Source organism: Streptomyces sp. NPDC042364, from assembly GCF_056437585.1.
In genome coordinates, this window is sequence record NZ_JBWKAJ010000003.1 from 566,141 (window position 1) to 578,105 (window position 11,965).

The 11,965-nt window shown below is 71.1% G+C and carries 11 protein-coding genes; 1 reads left to right on the plus strand and 10 read right to left on the minus strand.

Annotated elements, in window-relative coordinates:
* Nucleotides 1–70 precede the first annotated feature (70 nt).
* Nucleotides 71–1,603, plus strand: a complete 1,533-nt coding sequence (locus AC067N_RS09045; protein ID WP_478678206.1) for an MFS transporter — start codon at nucleotides 71–73, stop codon at nucleotides 1,601–1,603.
* A 76-nt stretch (nucleotides 1,604–1,679) separates the two neighbouring features.
* Here the strand turns inward: AC067N_RS09045 and AC067N_RS09050 are convergent, their stop codons facing one another.
* The 10 genes from AC067N_RS09050 to AC067N_RS09095 form a co-directional block, all read right to left on the minus strand.
* On the minus strand, nucleotides 1,680–2,894 hold the full coding sequence (locus AC067N_RS09050) for an acetylornithine transaminase (protein WP_478678207.1): 1,215 nt from the start codon (nucleotides 2,892–2,894) through the stop codon (nucleotides 1,680–1,682).
* A complete protein-coding gene (argB, locus tag AC067N_RS09055; RefSeq protein WP_478678311.1) occupies nucleotides 2,891–3,838 on the minus strand; it encodes an acetylglutamate kinase in 948 nt (315 codons plus the stop codon). Before argB ends, AC067N_RS09050 begins: the two co-directional genes overlap by 4 nt.
* 59 nt (nucleotides 3,839–3,897) lie before the next feature.
* A complete protein-coding gene (gene argJ, locus AC067N_RS09060) occupies nucleotides 3,898–5,049 on the minus strand; it encodes a bifunctional glutamate N-acetyltransferase/amino-acid acetyltransferase ArgJ (RefSeq protein WP_478678208.1) in 1,152 nt (383 codons plus the stop codon).
* Entirely contained in the window at nucleotides 5,046–6,074 is a 1,029-nt protein-coding gene (gene argC, locus AC067N_RS09065) for an N-acetyl-gamma-glutamyl-phosphate reductase (RefSeq protein WP_478678209.1), read from the minus strand. The genes argJ and argC overlap by 4 nt, the downstream gene beginning before the upstream one ends.
* A gap of 175 nt (nucleotides 6,075–6,249) precedes the next feature.
* Nucleotides 6,250–6,747 carry an AAA family ATPase gene (locus AC067N_RS09070; protein ID WP_478678210.1) on the minus strand — a complete coding sequence of 166 codons (498 nt, stop codon included), beginning with the start codon at nucleotides 6,745–6,747 and terminating at the stop codon, nucleotides 6,250–6,252.
* Between the two features lie 282 nt (nucleotides 6,748–7,029).
* Nucleotides 7,030–8,259, minus strand: coding sequence for a cytochrome P450 (locus tag AC067N_RS09075; protein ID WP_478678211.1), 1,230 nt, complete (start codon nucleotides 8,257–8,259; stop codon nucleotides 7,030–7,032).
* Between the two features lie 423 nt (nucleotides 8,260–8,682).
* Nucleotides 8,683–9,579: a dimethylarginine dimethylaminohydrolase family protein gene (locus AC067N_RS09080; RefSeq protein ID WP_478678212.1), complete on the minus strand. Its 897-nt coding sequence runs from the start codon at nucleotides 9,577–9,579 to the stop codon at nucleotides 8,683–8,685.
* Nucleotides 9,576–9,791, minus strand: coding sequence for an MbtH family protein (locus tag AC067N_RS09085; RefSeq protein ID WP_478678213.1), 216 nt, complete (start codon nucleotides 9,789–9,791; stop codon nucleotides 9,576–9,578). Before AC067N_RS09085 ends, AC067N_RS09080 begins: the two co-directional genes overlap by 4 nt.
* Nucleotides 9,792–9,852: 61 nt before the next feature.
* Nucleotides 9,853–11,166, minus strand: coding sequence for a lysine N(6)-hydroxylase/L-ornithine N(5)-oxygenase family protein (locus AC067N_RS09090; RefSeq protein ID WP_478678214.1), 1,314 nt, complete (start codon nucleotides 11,164–11,166; stop codon nucleotides 9,853–9,855).
* Nucleotides 11,167–11,249: 83 nt separating this feature from the next.
* Nucleotides 11,250–11,945: an FMN-binding negative transcriptional regulator gene (locus AC067N_RS09095; protein WP_478678215.1), complete on the minus strand. Its 696-nt coding sequence runs from the start codon at nucleotides 11,943–11,945 to the stop codon at nucleotides 11,250–11,252.
* Between the last annotated feature and the right edge of the window lie 20 nt (nucleotides 11,946–11,965).

The window sequence follows — 11,965 nt, forward strand, 5'->3', positions numbered from 1 at the left end:
ATAACAAACCGCGTTGCTGGTTTTATTGAGGTCCGGAGCAGCCCCACATCTCTGTTCGAAAGGTTTCGTCATGGAAGTCGACGTCACGGAGCGTCATCCACGCCGCTGGCTGATCCTGATCGTGTTGTGCCTCAGCACGCTGGTGCTGGTCATCGACAACATGGTGCTGACGGTGGCGGTGCCGCCGATCGCCGAGGACCTCAAGGCGAGCGCCCAGGACATCCAGTGGATCCTGGAGTCGTACATGCTGGTCTTCGCCGGTCTGCTGCTGACCGCGGGAAGCCTGTCCGACCGGTACGGCCGCCGTAAGGTCATGATCATCGGCCTGACGGTGTTCGGGGCCGCCTCCGTACTGGCCACCTGGGCCGGCAGCGCGGAGATGCTGATCTTCGCCCGGGTGCTGATGGGCATCGGCGGCGCTCTGCTGATGCCGAGCACGCTCTCCATCCTCATCACCGTCTTCGACGAGGACGAGCGGCCCAAGGCGATCGGCGCGTGGAGCGCGGTGGCCATGATCGGGCTCGTCGGCGGCCCCGTGTTCGGCGGTGTGCTCATCGCCCACTTCTGGTGGGGCGCGGTCTTCCTCATCAACATCCCGATCGCGGCGCTCGCCATCGTCTCGGCGCTGGTGCTGATGCCGGAGTCCAAGGGGCCGTGGCGCAAGCCGGACCCGGTCGGCACGGTGCTGTCCGTCATCGGTATGACGGCGCTGGTCTGGGCGATCAACGAGTGGCCGAAGGACGGCATCACCCACCCCGCCACGCTGACGGCGGCCGTGGTGGCCGTGGTGGCGCTGGTCTCCTTCGGGGTCTGGGAGACGCGGATCCCGGAGCCGATGATGCCCGTGGCGCTGTTCCGGAACCGGGTGTTCACCGGGTCGAGCTTCTCGCTGGTCCTGCTGACGTTCGCCAACGGCGGTCTGATGCTGGTGCTCACGCAGTACCTCCAGTTCGTGATGGGCTACTCCCCCACGAAGACCGGGCTCGCCTTCATGCCCGCGGCCGTCGCCTCCCTCGTCTTCAACGGGGTCGGCGCCGCGCTCGCCAAGAAGATCGGCAACCGGGCGCTCGCCGTCTCCGGTCTGCTGGTCATCGCCGGCGGGTTCGGCACGCTGTCGACGCTGTCCCCCGGGGACGGTTTCGGGACGCTGTCGGTGGCGATGGTGCTGATGGGCGCCGGTGCGGGTCTGGCGATGCCGGCGGCGATCGCGGCGCTCATGGGGGCCGTTCCGCAGGAGCACGCGGGGGTGGGCTCCGCCCTCAACGACACCATCCAGCAGGCGGGGGCGGCGTTCGGTGTGGCCGTGCTCGGTGCGGTGCTCTCCAGCACGTACACCTCCGAGATGCCGGAGTCCGCGCCGGCCGCCGCGCGGGAGACCATCGGCGAGGGGCTCGCCGTGGCCGCGCAGACCAAGGACGCGGGGCTCGTCTCCACCGTGCACGAGGCGTTCACCGACGCGGTGTCCAGCAGCTTCACCGTGGGGGCCGCGGGTGTCGCGGGAGCGGCGGTGCTGGCTCTGTTCCTGATGAAGGGGGCGGGCAGGGGCGAGGCGACGGCGCCCGCCGGTGAGGAGAAGAAGCCTGAGGTGGTGGGGGTTCACTGAGGCGATGAACGCGTGATGACGGCGGGGCCCCGCGGATCGATGTCCGTGGGGCCCCGCCGCTGTGCGGACGTGCGCCTCAGGAGCGCTCGGCCGCCGTCGCCTCCAGGATGGACGGGAGCCGGTGCACGAAGCGGTCCGCGTCCTCCTCCGACAGGATCAGCGGAGGGGCCAAGCGGATCACGTCCGGGGTCGCCGCGTTCAGGAGGAAGCCCGCCTGCTGGGCCTCCTGCTGGAAGCGCGCGGCCCTCGGCTCCCGCAGGGCGATGCCCAGCAGCAGGCCCGCGCCCCGGACTTCGGCGACCAGGGGGTGGGACAGTGCCTCGATGCCCGTGCGGAGGCGTTCGCCGACCCGTTTGACGTGGGCCAGCAGGCCCTCGTTCTCGATCGTCTCCAGGACCGCCAGTGCCGCCGCGCAGACGATCGGGTTGCCGCTGAACGTGGAGCCGTGGGTGCCGGGGGCGAGGAGGTCGGCCGCGGGGCCGAAGGCGAGGGTCGCGCCGATCGGGAGTCCGCCGCCGAGGCCCTTGGCCAGGGTGACCACGTCCGCCTCCACTCCCTCGGCCTGGGCGGCGAACCAGTGGCCGGTGCGGCCGATGCCGGTCTGCACCTCGTCGAGGACGAGGAGGGTGCCGGTGGCCCCGGTGATCTCGCGGGCCGCCGCCAGATAGCCGGGGGGCGGTACGACCACGCCGTTCTCGCCCTGGATCGGCTCCAGGATCAGCACGGCGGTCTCCCGGGTGACCGTCGCGCGCAGGGCGTCGACATCGCCGTACGGGACGTGGTCCACCGGGCCGGGGAGCGGGGTGAACGGGGTCCGCTTGGCCGGCTGGCCGGTGAGGGAGAGGGCGCCCATGGTGCGGCCGTGGAAGCCCCCTGCGGCGGCGACCATGTGGGGGCGGCCCGTCAGCCGGCCCATCTTGAAGGCGGCCTCGTTGGCCTCGGCACCGGAGTTGGAGAAGTACACGCGGCCGGCGCGGCCGGAGAGTTCCAGGAGGCGTTCGGCGAGGGCGACCGTGGGCTCGGCCACGAAGAAGTTGGAGATGTGGCCGAGACGGGCCGCCTGGCCGGTGAGGGCGCGCAGGATCGCCGGGTGGGCGTGGCCGAGGGAGTTGACCGCGATCCCGGCCAGCAGGTCCAGGTACTCGTTGCCGTCCGCGTCCCGGACACGGGTGCCCTCGCCGCTCACCAACGGCAGCCGCGGGGTGCCGAAGTTGTCCATCATGGCGCCCTGCCAGCGGCGGGTGAGGTCGCCGGACGTGCCGGGGGCGGTGCCGCGCGTGTCGCCGCTCATGCGGCCGCCTCCATTCGGGCCGTGGCTGCCGTGGACTCGGTCTCGTCGGGCACGACCATGGTGCCGATGCCCTCGTTGGTGAAGATCTCCAGCAGGATGGAGTGCTTGACCCGGCCGTCGATGACGCGGGCGGTGCGCACCCCGTTGCTGACGGCGTGCAGGCAGCCCTCCATCTTGGGGATCATGCCGCTGGCCAGGCCCGGCAGCAGATCGCGCAGTTCGCTCGCGCTGAGCCTGGGGATGACCTCCTCGCTGTGCGGCCAGTCGGCGTAGAGGCCCTCGACGTCGGTGAGGATCAGCAGCATCTCGGCGCCGAGCGCGGCGGCCAGGGCGGCGGCCGCGGTGTCCGCGTTGACGTTGAAGACGCCGCCCTCGGCCGCGTCCTTGGCGTCGGAGCTGCGGGCGATGGAGGAGATGACCGGGATGCGGCCGTTGTCGATCAGCGCCTGGACGACTCCGGCGTCGACGGTGGCGACCTCGCCCACGCGGCCGATGTCGACCGGTTTGCCGTCGACGTCGGCGTAGCACTTCACGGCGGTCATCAGCCGGGCGTCCTCGCCGGTCATGCCGACGGCGTGCGGTCCGTGCTCGTTGAGGAGCCCGACCAGTTCGCGCTGGACCTGGCCGGCGAGGACCATGCGGACGACGTCCATGGTCTCGTCGGTGGTGACCCTCAGGCCCCCGGTGAAGTGGGACTTCAGGCCGAGGCGTTCGAGCTGGGCGCTGATCTGCGGGCCGCCGCCGTGCACGACCACGGGGTTCAGGCCGGCGTGCCGCAGGAACAGGATGTCCTGGGCGAAGGCCGCCTTGAGGGACTGGTCGACCATGGCGTTGCCGCCGAACTTGATGACGATGGTCTTGCCCCGGTGGCGGGCCATCCAGGGCAGTGCCTCGACCAGGGCGTGGGCCTTGGGCAGCGCCTTCTGTCTGCGGTCGGCGGCCATGCCGGTGGGGGTGAGATGGCTGTCGGGTCCGGCGTCGCTGCCGGTTCGTATGAATGAGGTCACGACGAGTACTCGCTGTTCTCGTGGACGTACTGGGCGGTCAGGTCGTTGGCCCAGATCACGGCGGACTCGGTGCCGGCGGCGAGGTCGGCGGTGATACGGACCTCGCGGCCGCTCATGTCGACCAGCGAGCGGTCCTCGCCGACCGAGCCGCCCTTGCAGACCCAGACGTCGTTGATGGCGACGTTCAGCCGGTCCGGGTCGAAGACTGCGGAGGTGGTGCCGATCGCGGACAGCACCCGCCCCCAGTTGGGGTCCTCGCCGTGGATGGCGCACTTGAGGAGGTTGTTGCGGGCGATGGTGCGGCCCACCTCGACGGCGTCGGCCTCGCTGTCCGCGCCCGTCACCTCGATGCGGATGTCCTTGCTCGCGCCCTCGGCGTCGCCGATGAGCTGCCGGGCGAGGTCGGCGCAGACGGCCCGTACGGCCTCCGCGAACTCCTCCTCGGCGGGGGCGACTTCGGCGGCGCCGGAGGCGAGCAGCAGGACGGTGTCGTTGGTGGACATGCAGCCGTCGGAGTCGACGCGGTCGAAGGTGGTACGGGTGGCGTCGCGAAGTGCCTTCCCCAGCACGGCACTTGGCAGATCGGCGTCGGTGGTGAGGACGGCCAGCATGGTGGCGAGGCCGGGGGCGAGCATGCCCGCGCCCTTGGCCATGCCGCCGACGGTCCAGCCGTCGCCCTCGTACACGGATGTCTTGTGCACGGTGTCGGTGGTCTTGATGGCGATGGCGGCCTTCTCGCCGCTGTGCTCGGACAGCTGTCCGGCGGCCGTCTCGATGCCCTTGAGCAGCTTGTCCATCGGCAGCCGTACGCCGATCAGGCCGGTCGAGGCGACCGCGATCTCCTCGACGCCGCGGCCGAGCAGCTCCGCGGCCCGCTGGGCGGTGGTGATCGTGTCCTGGTAGCCCTCGGGGCCCGTGCAGGCGTTGGCGCCGCCGGAGTTGAGGACGACCGCTGATACGTGGCCGTCGGCCAGGGCCTCGCGGGACCACTGGACGGGGGCGGCCTGGACGCGGTTGGAGGTGAAGACACCGGCGGCGGCCGACCGCGGCCCGGTGTTGACCACGAGGGCGAGGTCCGGATTGCCGTTCTGTTTGATTCCGGCGGCGACGCCCGCCGCCGTGAACCCTTTCGCTGCGGTGACGCTCATGGTGCGACTCCGATCGTGGAAAGCCCCAGGTCCTCGGGGAGCCCGAGGGCGATGTTCATGCTCTGGACGGCACCCCCCGCGGTGCCCTTGGTGAGGTTGTCGATGGCGCTGATCGCGATGATCCGGCCGGCCGAGGCGTCGAGGGCGACCTGGATCTGTGCGGCGTTCGACCCGTACACGGCGGCGGTGGCGGGCCACCGCCCCTCGGGCAGCAGCCGGACGAACGGTTCGTCGTGCAGTGCCTTCTCGTACGCGGCCCGTACGTCGTCGGCGGTGATCCCGGGCTTCGCCCTGGCGGTGCAGGTGGCGAGGATGCCTCGGGGCATGGGCGCCAGGGTCGGGGTGAAGGAGACGGAGACCGGCTCCCCCGCGGCGGCGCTCAGGTTCTGCATCATCTCAGGGGTGTGCCGGTGTTCACCACCCACGCCGTACGGGCTCATCGACCCCATGACCTCGGAGCCGAGGAGGTGCGGCCTGGCCGCCTTGCCCGCGCCGGAGGTGCCGGACGCGGCGACGACCACGGCCTCGGGTTCGGCGAGACCGGCGGCGTAGGCGGGGAAGAGGGCGAGCGAGACGGCGGTCGGGTAGCAGCCCGGCACCGCGATCCGGTTCGTGCTGCGCAACCCCTCGCGCGCGCCCGGCAGTTCGGGCAGGCCGTAGGGCCAGGTGCCGGCGTGCGGGGAGCCGTAGAAGCGCTCCCAGTCGGCGGCGCTGCGCAGCCGGAAGTCGGCGCCGCAGTCCACGACCAGGACGTCCGGGCCCAGCTCCCGGGCGACGGCCGCCGACTGGCCGTGCGGCAGGGCGAGGAACACGACGTCGTGGCCCCTCAGCACCTCGGTGGCCGTCGGTTCCAGCACCCGGTCCGCCAGGGGCGGCAGATGCGGCTGGAGTCCGCCCAGCGGCTGCCCGGCGTTGGCGTTGCCCGTCAGGGCGCCGATCTCCACCTCCGGATGCCCGATCAGCAGGCGGAGAAGCTCACCTCCCGCATATCCGCTCGCTCCGGCTACGGCTGCTCGCACTGTCATGACCCCTCCCGGATTGGCATGGGTTGCCGTTGTAGCCGGGGCCGGAGGAGCCCAACAAGCCGTTCCGTCATGTTCATGACAACAATGTCGGGCGCTCGGCCCCGGTCGCGCACGGCGAACGGGGCGGCGGCGCCACACGGCACCACCGCCCCGCCGACCGGCGTGCGTCCTCGGCTCAGCTCACCAGCCGCATCGGTCCTCCGTACACCGCCTCGACATGCCCGAACCCCTCCGCGGGCAGGCCGGGCGTCGCGTCGACCGTCTCCGCGTACTGGAGGCGTACGACGTCGTCGGGGACGCGGCGCTCCGGCGGGCGCCGGGCGTTGCGCTCCAGACAGGTCTCCAGCGGGGTGGTCATGATCAGCGCGGCCGCCGGGACCCGGTGCCGGCCGGCGATGTCGAGCAGTTTCGCCCGCACCACGCGGTCGGGGCCGTCGGCGTCGACGACCGTCGTCAGCCGGCGCGCCAGCCGCGCCTCCAGTACCTCGCCGAGGACATGGACCGCCTCGTCCGTGGCGTCCTCGTCGACCGGGTCGTCGCAGATCCGCTCCCGGAACTCGTCCAGCTCCAGCACCGCGCTCGGCGGCCAGGCTCCGGCGAGCGCGCTCTTCCCGCTGCCCGCCGCGCCCAGCAGCACGATCAGAACCGGGTCGGGCAGAACGGCGTCGGCCATGGCTCGTCTCCTCTCGGATCGGGTGGACGAGCCGGGTGCGTACCGCCGAGGAGCCCGTACATGACCGAACGGCCCGCTCCGGGCGGGCCGTTGATCAGGGTGTTCGGGGGTGTACGGGAGGTACGGGGATCGTGTACGGGGATGTCCAAGGGATGCGAACCCGGCCCCCACGTCTGTCCGTCAAGGATCGGCCAGGGGTGGGTGTTCAGTCCAGGTGTTCAGTCCATGGGCGGCCGCGGGAGGAGGCCGGGAGCGATGGGCGGAAGGCGCCACCCGCCGGGGTCAGAGGCGCACCGGGAGCGACACCAGGTGGATGCCGTCGCCCGGCATCGCCACGTACTCCAGCGCCTCGCGGTCCACGGCGAGGGTGAGGCCGTCGTTGCGGACGAACAGGGTCTCCAGGACCACCTCGGCCTGGAGGCGGGCGAGGGCGGCGCCGATGCAGAAGTGCGGGCCGTGGCCGAAGGCCATGTGGCCGACGCCCCGGCCGAGTTCACGGCCGAGGTCGAGCTTGTCGGCGCCGCCCGGGAACTCGCGGGGGTCGTGGTTGACGCCTAGCAGCGCGGCCGTGACCACCTCGCCCTGCTTGACCGGCATACCGGCCAGCTCCAGGTCCTCGGTGGCGTACATGGGGGCGCCGATCGGGACGGGCGTGGTGAAGCGCAGGAGCTCCGGGACCGCGCGGCCGGCGAGCAGCTCGGGCTCCTCGCGCAGCCGGGCGAGCTGGTCGGGGTGGTCCAGCAGGGCGAGGATCGCGTCGGCGATGAAGTGGGCGGGCGGCATGATGCCGGTGTTGATCAGCAGCAGGAAGATCGCGACGATCTCGGTCTCGCCGAAGTCGCCCTCCTCCTGGCTCACCCGGATCAGCTCCGAGATCAGGTCGTCCGAGAGCGCGGCCGTGCGCTCCTCGATGAGCTTCTTGCAGTGCTCGACCATGCCCCTGAGGGCCGGGATGAACCGCTCCGGGTCGCCCGAGATGTAGTCGCGGATCCACGCGCAGATCTGCGGCTGGTCGGCCGCGTCGACGCCGATGAGTTCGCAGACGCCGAAGCCGGCGAGGGGGTGGCTGAGGTCCTCCAGGAGGTCGGCCTCACCCTTGGCGGCCATCGCCGCGTAGAGGTCGTGGGTGATCTTCTCGATCTTCGGGCGCAGGGCGTTGATGCGGCGGGCGGTGAAGGCGCGGGTGATCAGGGTGCGCATCCGGGTGTGGTCCTCGCCGTCGGCCAGGACGAGGATGCCGAGGTAGTCGCGGTACTCCGCGGGCAGCCCGTACGCCTCGATCATCTGGTCGGCGATGCTCGGGCCGTCCTGGCCCGGGAGTCTGCGGTTGTCCCGCACGAAGCGGGGGTCCGTCAGGGCGGCCTTGGCGTCCTCGTAGCGGGTGAGCAGCCATACCGGGGTCTCGACGTCCGGGAGGGTCACCCGGACGAGGGGGGCCTGCTCGCGGAGGCTGGTGAAGCCGCCGGGGGTGCTGACGAACTTCGAGGTCAGGCTGAGGACTTCCTGGGACATGGGGTCTCCGTCCGTGGCTCCGGGCTGCGGGCTGGCGTTGGCTTGACGTTGGCTTGAAACATACCGGGACAGCGGTATGTTTCCTACCGCGTTCAACTGCTCGGGGGTGGGGACGGCGTGGGCATGAGGAAGGGCCGCGCGGCGGGGTTTAGCCTGCGCGGCCCTTCTTGGGGGTGGGTTGCTGGTTCGCGGAAGGGGTCGGGGGGTGGGTGCGTTGGCGACTGCGGGTGGGTGGGGGTTGTTCGCGCCCACGCGGCGGAGCCGCATGTGTCACCGCCCCGCGCCCCTGAAGGAGCGGGCCTGCGGCCCGCCCTTCATCCTGAAAAGCACGGGGCGCAGCCCCGGTCGCATTTCAGGGGCGCGGGGAACTGCGCGACAGACCACGACGCACCCGCACCCGCCGACGAACCGCGCGCCCCCGAGCTATGAGGCGCCCGGTCCCAACTCCAGCGTGCAGGACTTGACCCCTCCGTCCCCCCTCACCAGCTCCGACAGATCCAGCAGCAGCGGGCGGAACCCCCGTTCCCGCAAAGCCGGCGCCACCGCTTCCGCCGTTTCCGGCAGGACCACATGGAGGCCGTCGCTGACCGCGTTGAGCGCCAGGGACCGCGCGGCCGGCTCGTCGACCAGGAGCGCGTCGGGGAAGAGACCGGCCAGCACGTCCCGGCTGACGTCGGTGAACGCCGCCGGGTGGTACATGACCTCGTCGCCGTCCAGGACGGCCAGCGCGGTGTCGAGGTGCTGGAAGCGGGGGTCCGCCAGCTCCAGGCTGATCAGGGGGCGCCGGAAGAAGTCGAGGGCCTCGCGGTGGGCCTCGGGGGCGCTGCCGACCTGGCGGCCGGCGAGGATCCAGCGGTCGGTGGCCAGGACGTCCCGCGCGCCCTCGTTGGCGTGCACGGCGCCCCGTACCTCGGTGAAGCCGTGCGTGCGGAACCAGTCCAGGTACGCCGGCTCCCCCGCCGGACCGCCCCGGCGTGCCCCCAGCACCCGGCCGTCCACGACCGCCGCGGTGGCCGCCGCGCGGACCGCGTCGGGCAGTCCGGGCAGCGGTCCGATCAGCCGGACGTCGTGGCCGAGCGAGAGGTAGAGGCTGTAGAGGCGGCCCCACTGCATCAGGGCCCGCCGGGAGGTCAGGGGCGCCGACGACCGGTCGGTCCAGGGCCGGTCCGCCTCCACCGCGTCGAACGGGTACGGCTGGCACATCAGGAACCGGCGGCGGGTGGCGGTCCGCTCCCCGCGGCGGTACGCCGGCCGGAGGGGGGTCCGGCGGCGTACCGCCGCGCGAGGGCGGGCGAGGACACCCTCGCGGCGGGCGCTCATGCGCCGGCCATCGCCTCGCGGAGGCTCTTGGGGCGCAGGTCGGTCCAGTGCCGCTCGATGTAGTCGAGGCAGTCCTGGCGGCCCGCCTCGCCGAACACCACCCGCCAGCCCGCCGGGACCTGGGTGAAGGTCGGCCACAGCGAGTGCTGCTCCTCGTCGTTGACGAGGACGTGGAAGGTGCCGTTGGCGTCGTCGAACGGGTTGGTGCTCATCGCGGTTCAACTCCCTCTCGTGAAAAGTGGATCGGCCGTGGTGGGACGGCCGGGTGCGGGGTCAGACGGTCGTGTGCCGGCGGGACGCCAGGTCGATGGCGATGGCGTCGGCTATCTCGCCGCTGCGGATGGCGATGTTGGACAGCAGCGAGGAGGCGAGGCCGTGGGTGTGCTCGGTGCCGCCCTGGAGGTAGATGCCGACGTTCAGCTCGGGCCTGGTGACGAGGCGGTAGTCGCGCTCGACCCGCAGGCGGCCCTCGTCGTCGCGCAGGCAGTACGGCGCCAGGTCGCCGAGCAGGGCGGTCGGGTCCATGGAGTCGTAGCCGGTGGCGAAGACGATCGCGTCGACGTCGAGGCCGTACACCGAGTCGTCGCGGACGGAGTGCATGGTGAGCCGGGCCCCGTCGGCCCTCTGGTCGACCCGCTGGACGCGGGACAGGTTGAGCAGGTGGAGGCGCTTGATCCGGGCCACCTCGTCGTCGTACGCGCGCTGGTAGAGGTCGCGGATGACCTCGTCGTCGGCGACGCCGTAGTTGGTGTTGCGGTGGTAGCGCCAGAACGACTCGCGGGTGCGGTCGGTGCCGCCGTAGTAGTCGTCGACGGCGTCGGCGTCGAAGATGCGGTTGGCGTAGGGGGTGTCGTCGGCGATCGAGTAGCCGTACGACGGCATGATCGCGTAGACCTCGGCGTGCGGGACGGTGTCGTAGACGAACCGGGTGATCTCGGCGGCGCTCTGACCGGCGCCGACGACGGCGAACCGGCGGACCCGGCCCTGGTCGAGGGTGTGGAACCGGCCGAGGAACTCGGAGCTGTGCCAGACGCGTTCGCCGCGGTCGATACCGGCGGGCATCTTGGGGACGAGACCGGTGGAGATGACGAGGTTGCGGGCCTCGACGAGACGGGTGGCGCCGCGCGGGCCGTTGTCCCTCACCTCGACGCGGACGGTGTCGACGGGACCGCCGGTGTATCCGTCGGGCAGATGGACCGCGTTCACCTGCGTGTTGTAGGTGACACGGTCCGAGAAACTGGACTCGGCCCATTCGAGATAGTCGTGGAATTCATTCCGGGTGGGGAAGAAGTTCTGGTTGTTCACGAACTGCGCGAGACGGCCGGCGGCGTGCAGATAGGCGATGAAGCTCCACTGGGAAGCGGGGTTGCGGAAGGTCGCCAGATCCTTCAGGAAGGAGATCTGCATCTTGGTGTCGGGAAGCAGCATGTTGCGGTGCCAGCCCAGTGAGGGCTGCTTCTCGAAGAAGGCCGCGGTGAGCTGCTCCTCGTCCTTTCCGCGCTGCTCCTCCAGTGCGATGGCGAGCGAGAGGTTGGCCGGTCCGAAACCTATTCCCACGACCTCGTACGCTTCGGTGTTCGCTTCCATGAATTCTCCCGCAAGTGGTGTGCTGGAAAGGTACGTTGCGTCTTTTTGGGGCGTCAACGGCGGTGCTGGGTGGACAGTTGAACTCAGTGGTGGACCGGGCAGCCCTTGACGGTGCCGGTCTTCTCCATGCGGTCCATGAGTTCGGCCGTCTCGCGGTACTGGCTGGAGTCGCGCAGGGCGAAGTCCGTGCGGACGCGCTCGCGGATCTCCTCGTCCTGTTCCTGGCTGAGCTTGAACATGCCCTCGGCGCCGGTGATCTCGACGCGGAAGGCGCCCACCGCGGGCAGGATCGTCGCGAAGTAGTCGATGGAGCGGGACATGTCCCAGGCCTTGGCGGCGCCGAAGTCGCGCTCGTAGGCCTTGACGGTGTCCTTGCAGACCTCCAGGGAGTCCTCACCGGGGGCGGCGGCCTCGATCTTCTCGAAGACACCGTGGACGTGGACGGAGGTGAAGTCCCAGGTGGGGGCGGCCGGCGTGATGTCGTAGACCGTCGGCGACACATAGGCGTGCGGTCCGGTGAAGGTGATGAGGACGGGGGTGCCGTTCTCCAGGGCCGTCCAGTGCGGGTTCTCCCGGTTCATATGGCCGATGAGACGGCCGCCGGCCAGGTTCTCGGTCCATGCGCCGGTCCACTCCGGGTCGCGGATCACGGGGAGGTGGGTGGCGTAGGGATCGGCGTCGGCGGGGCCGTTGGACACCAGCAGGGCGAAGGGGTTGAGTCGGATCAGCTCGGTCATCCACGAGCCGTCCGGCTCCCGGTACGGATCGGGAACGAACATTCGGACCTACCAATTCTCGG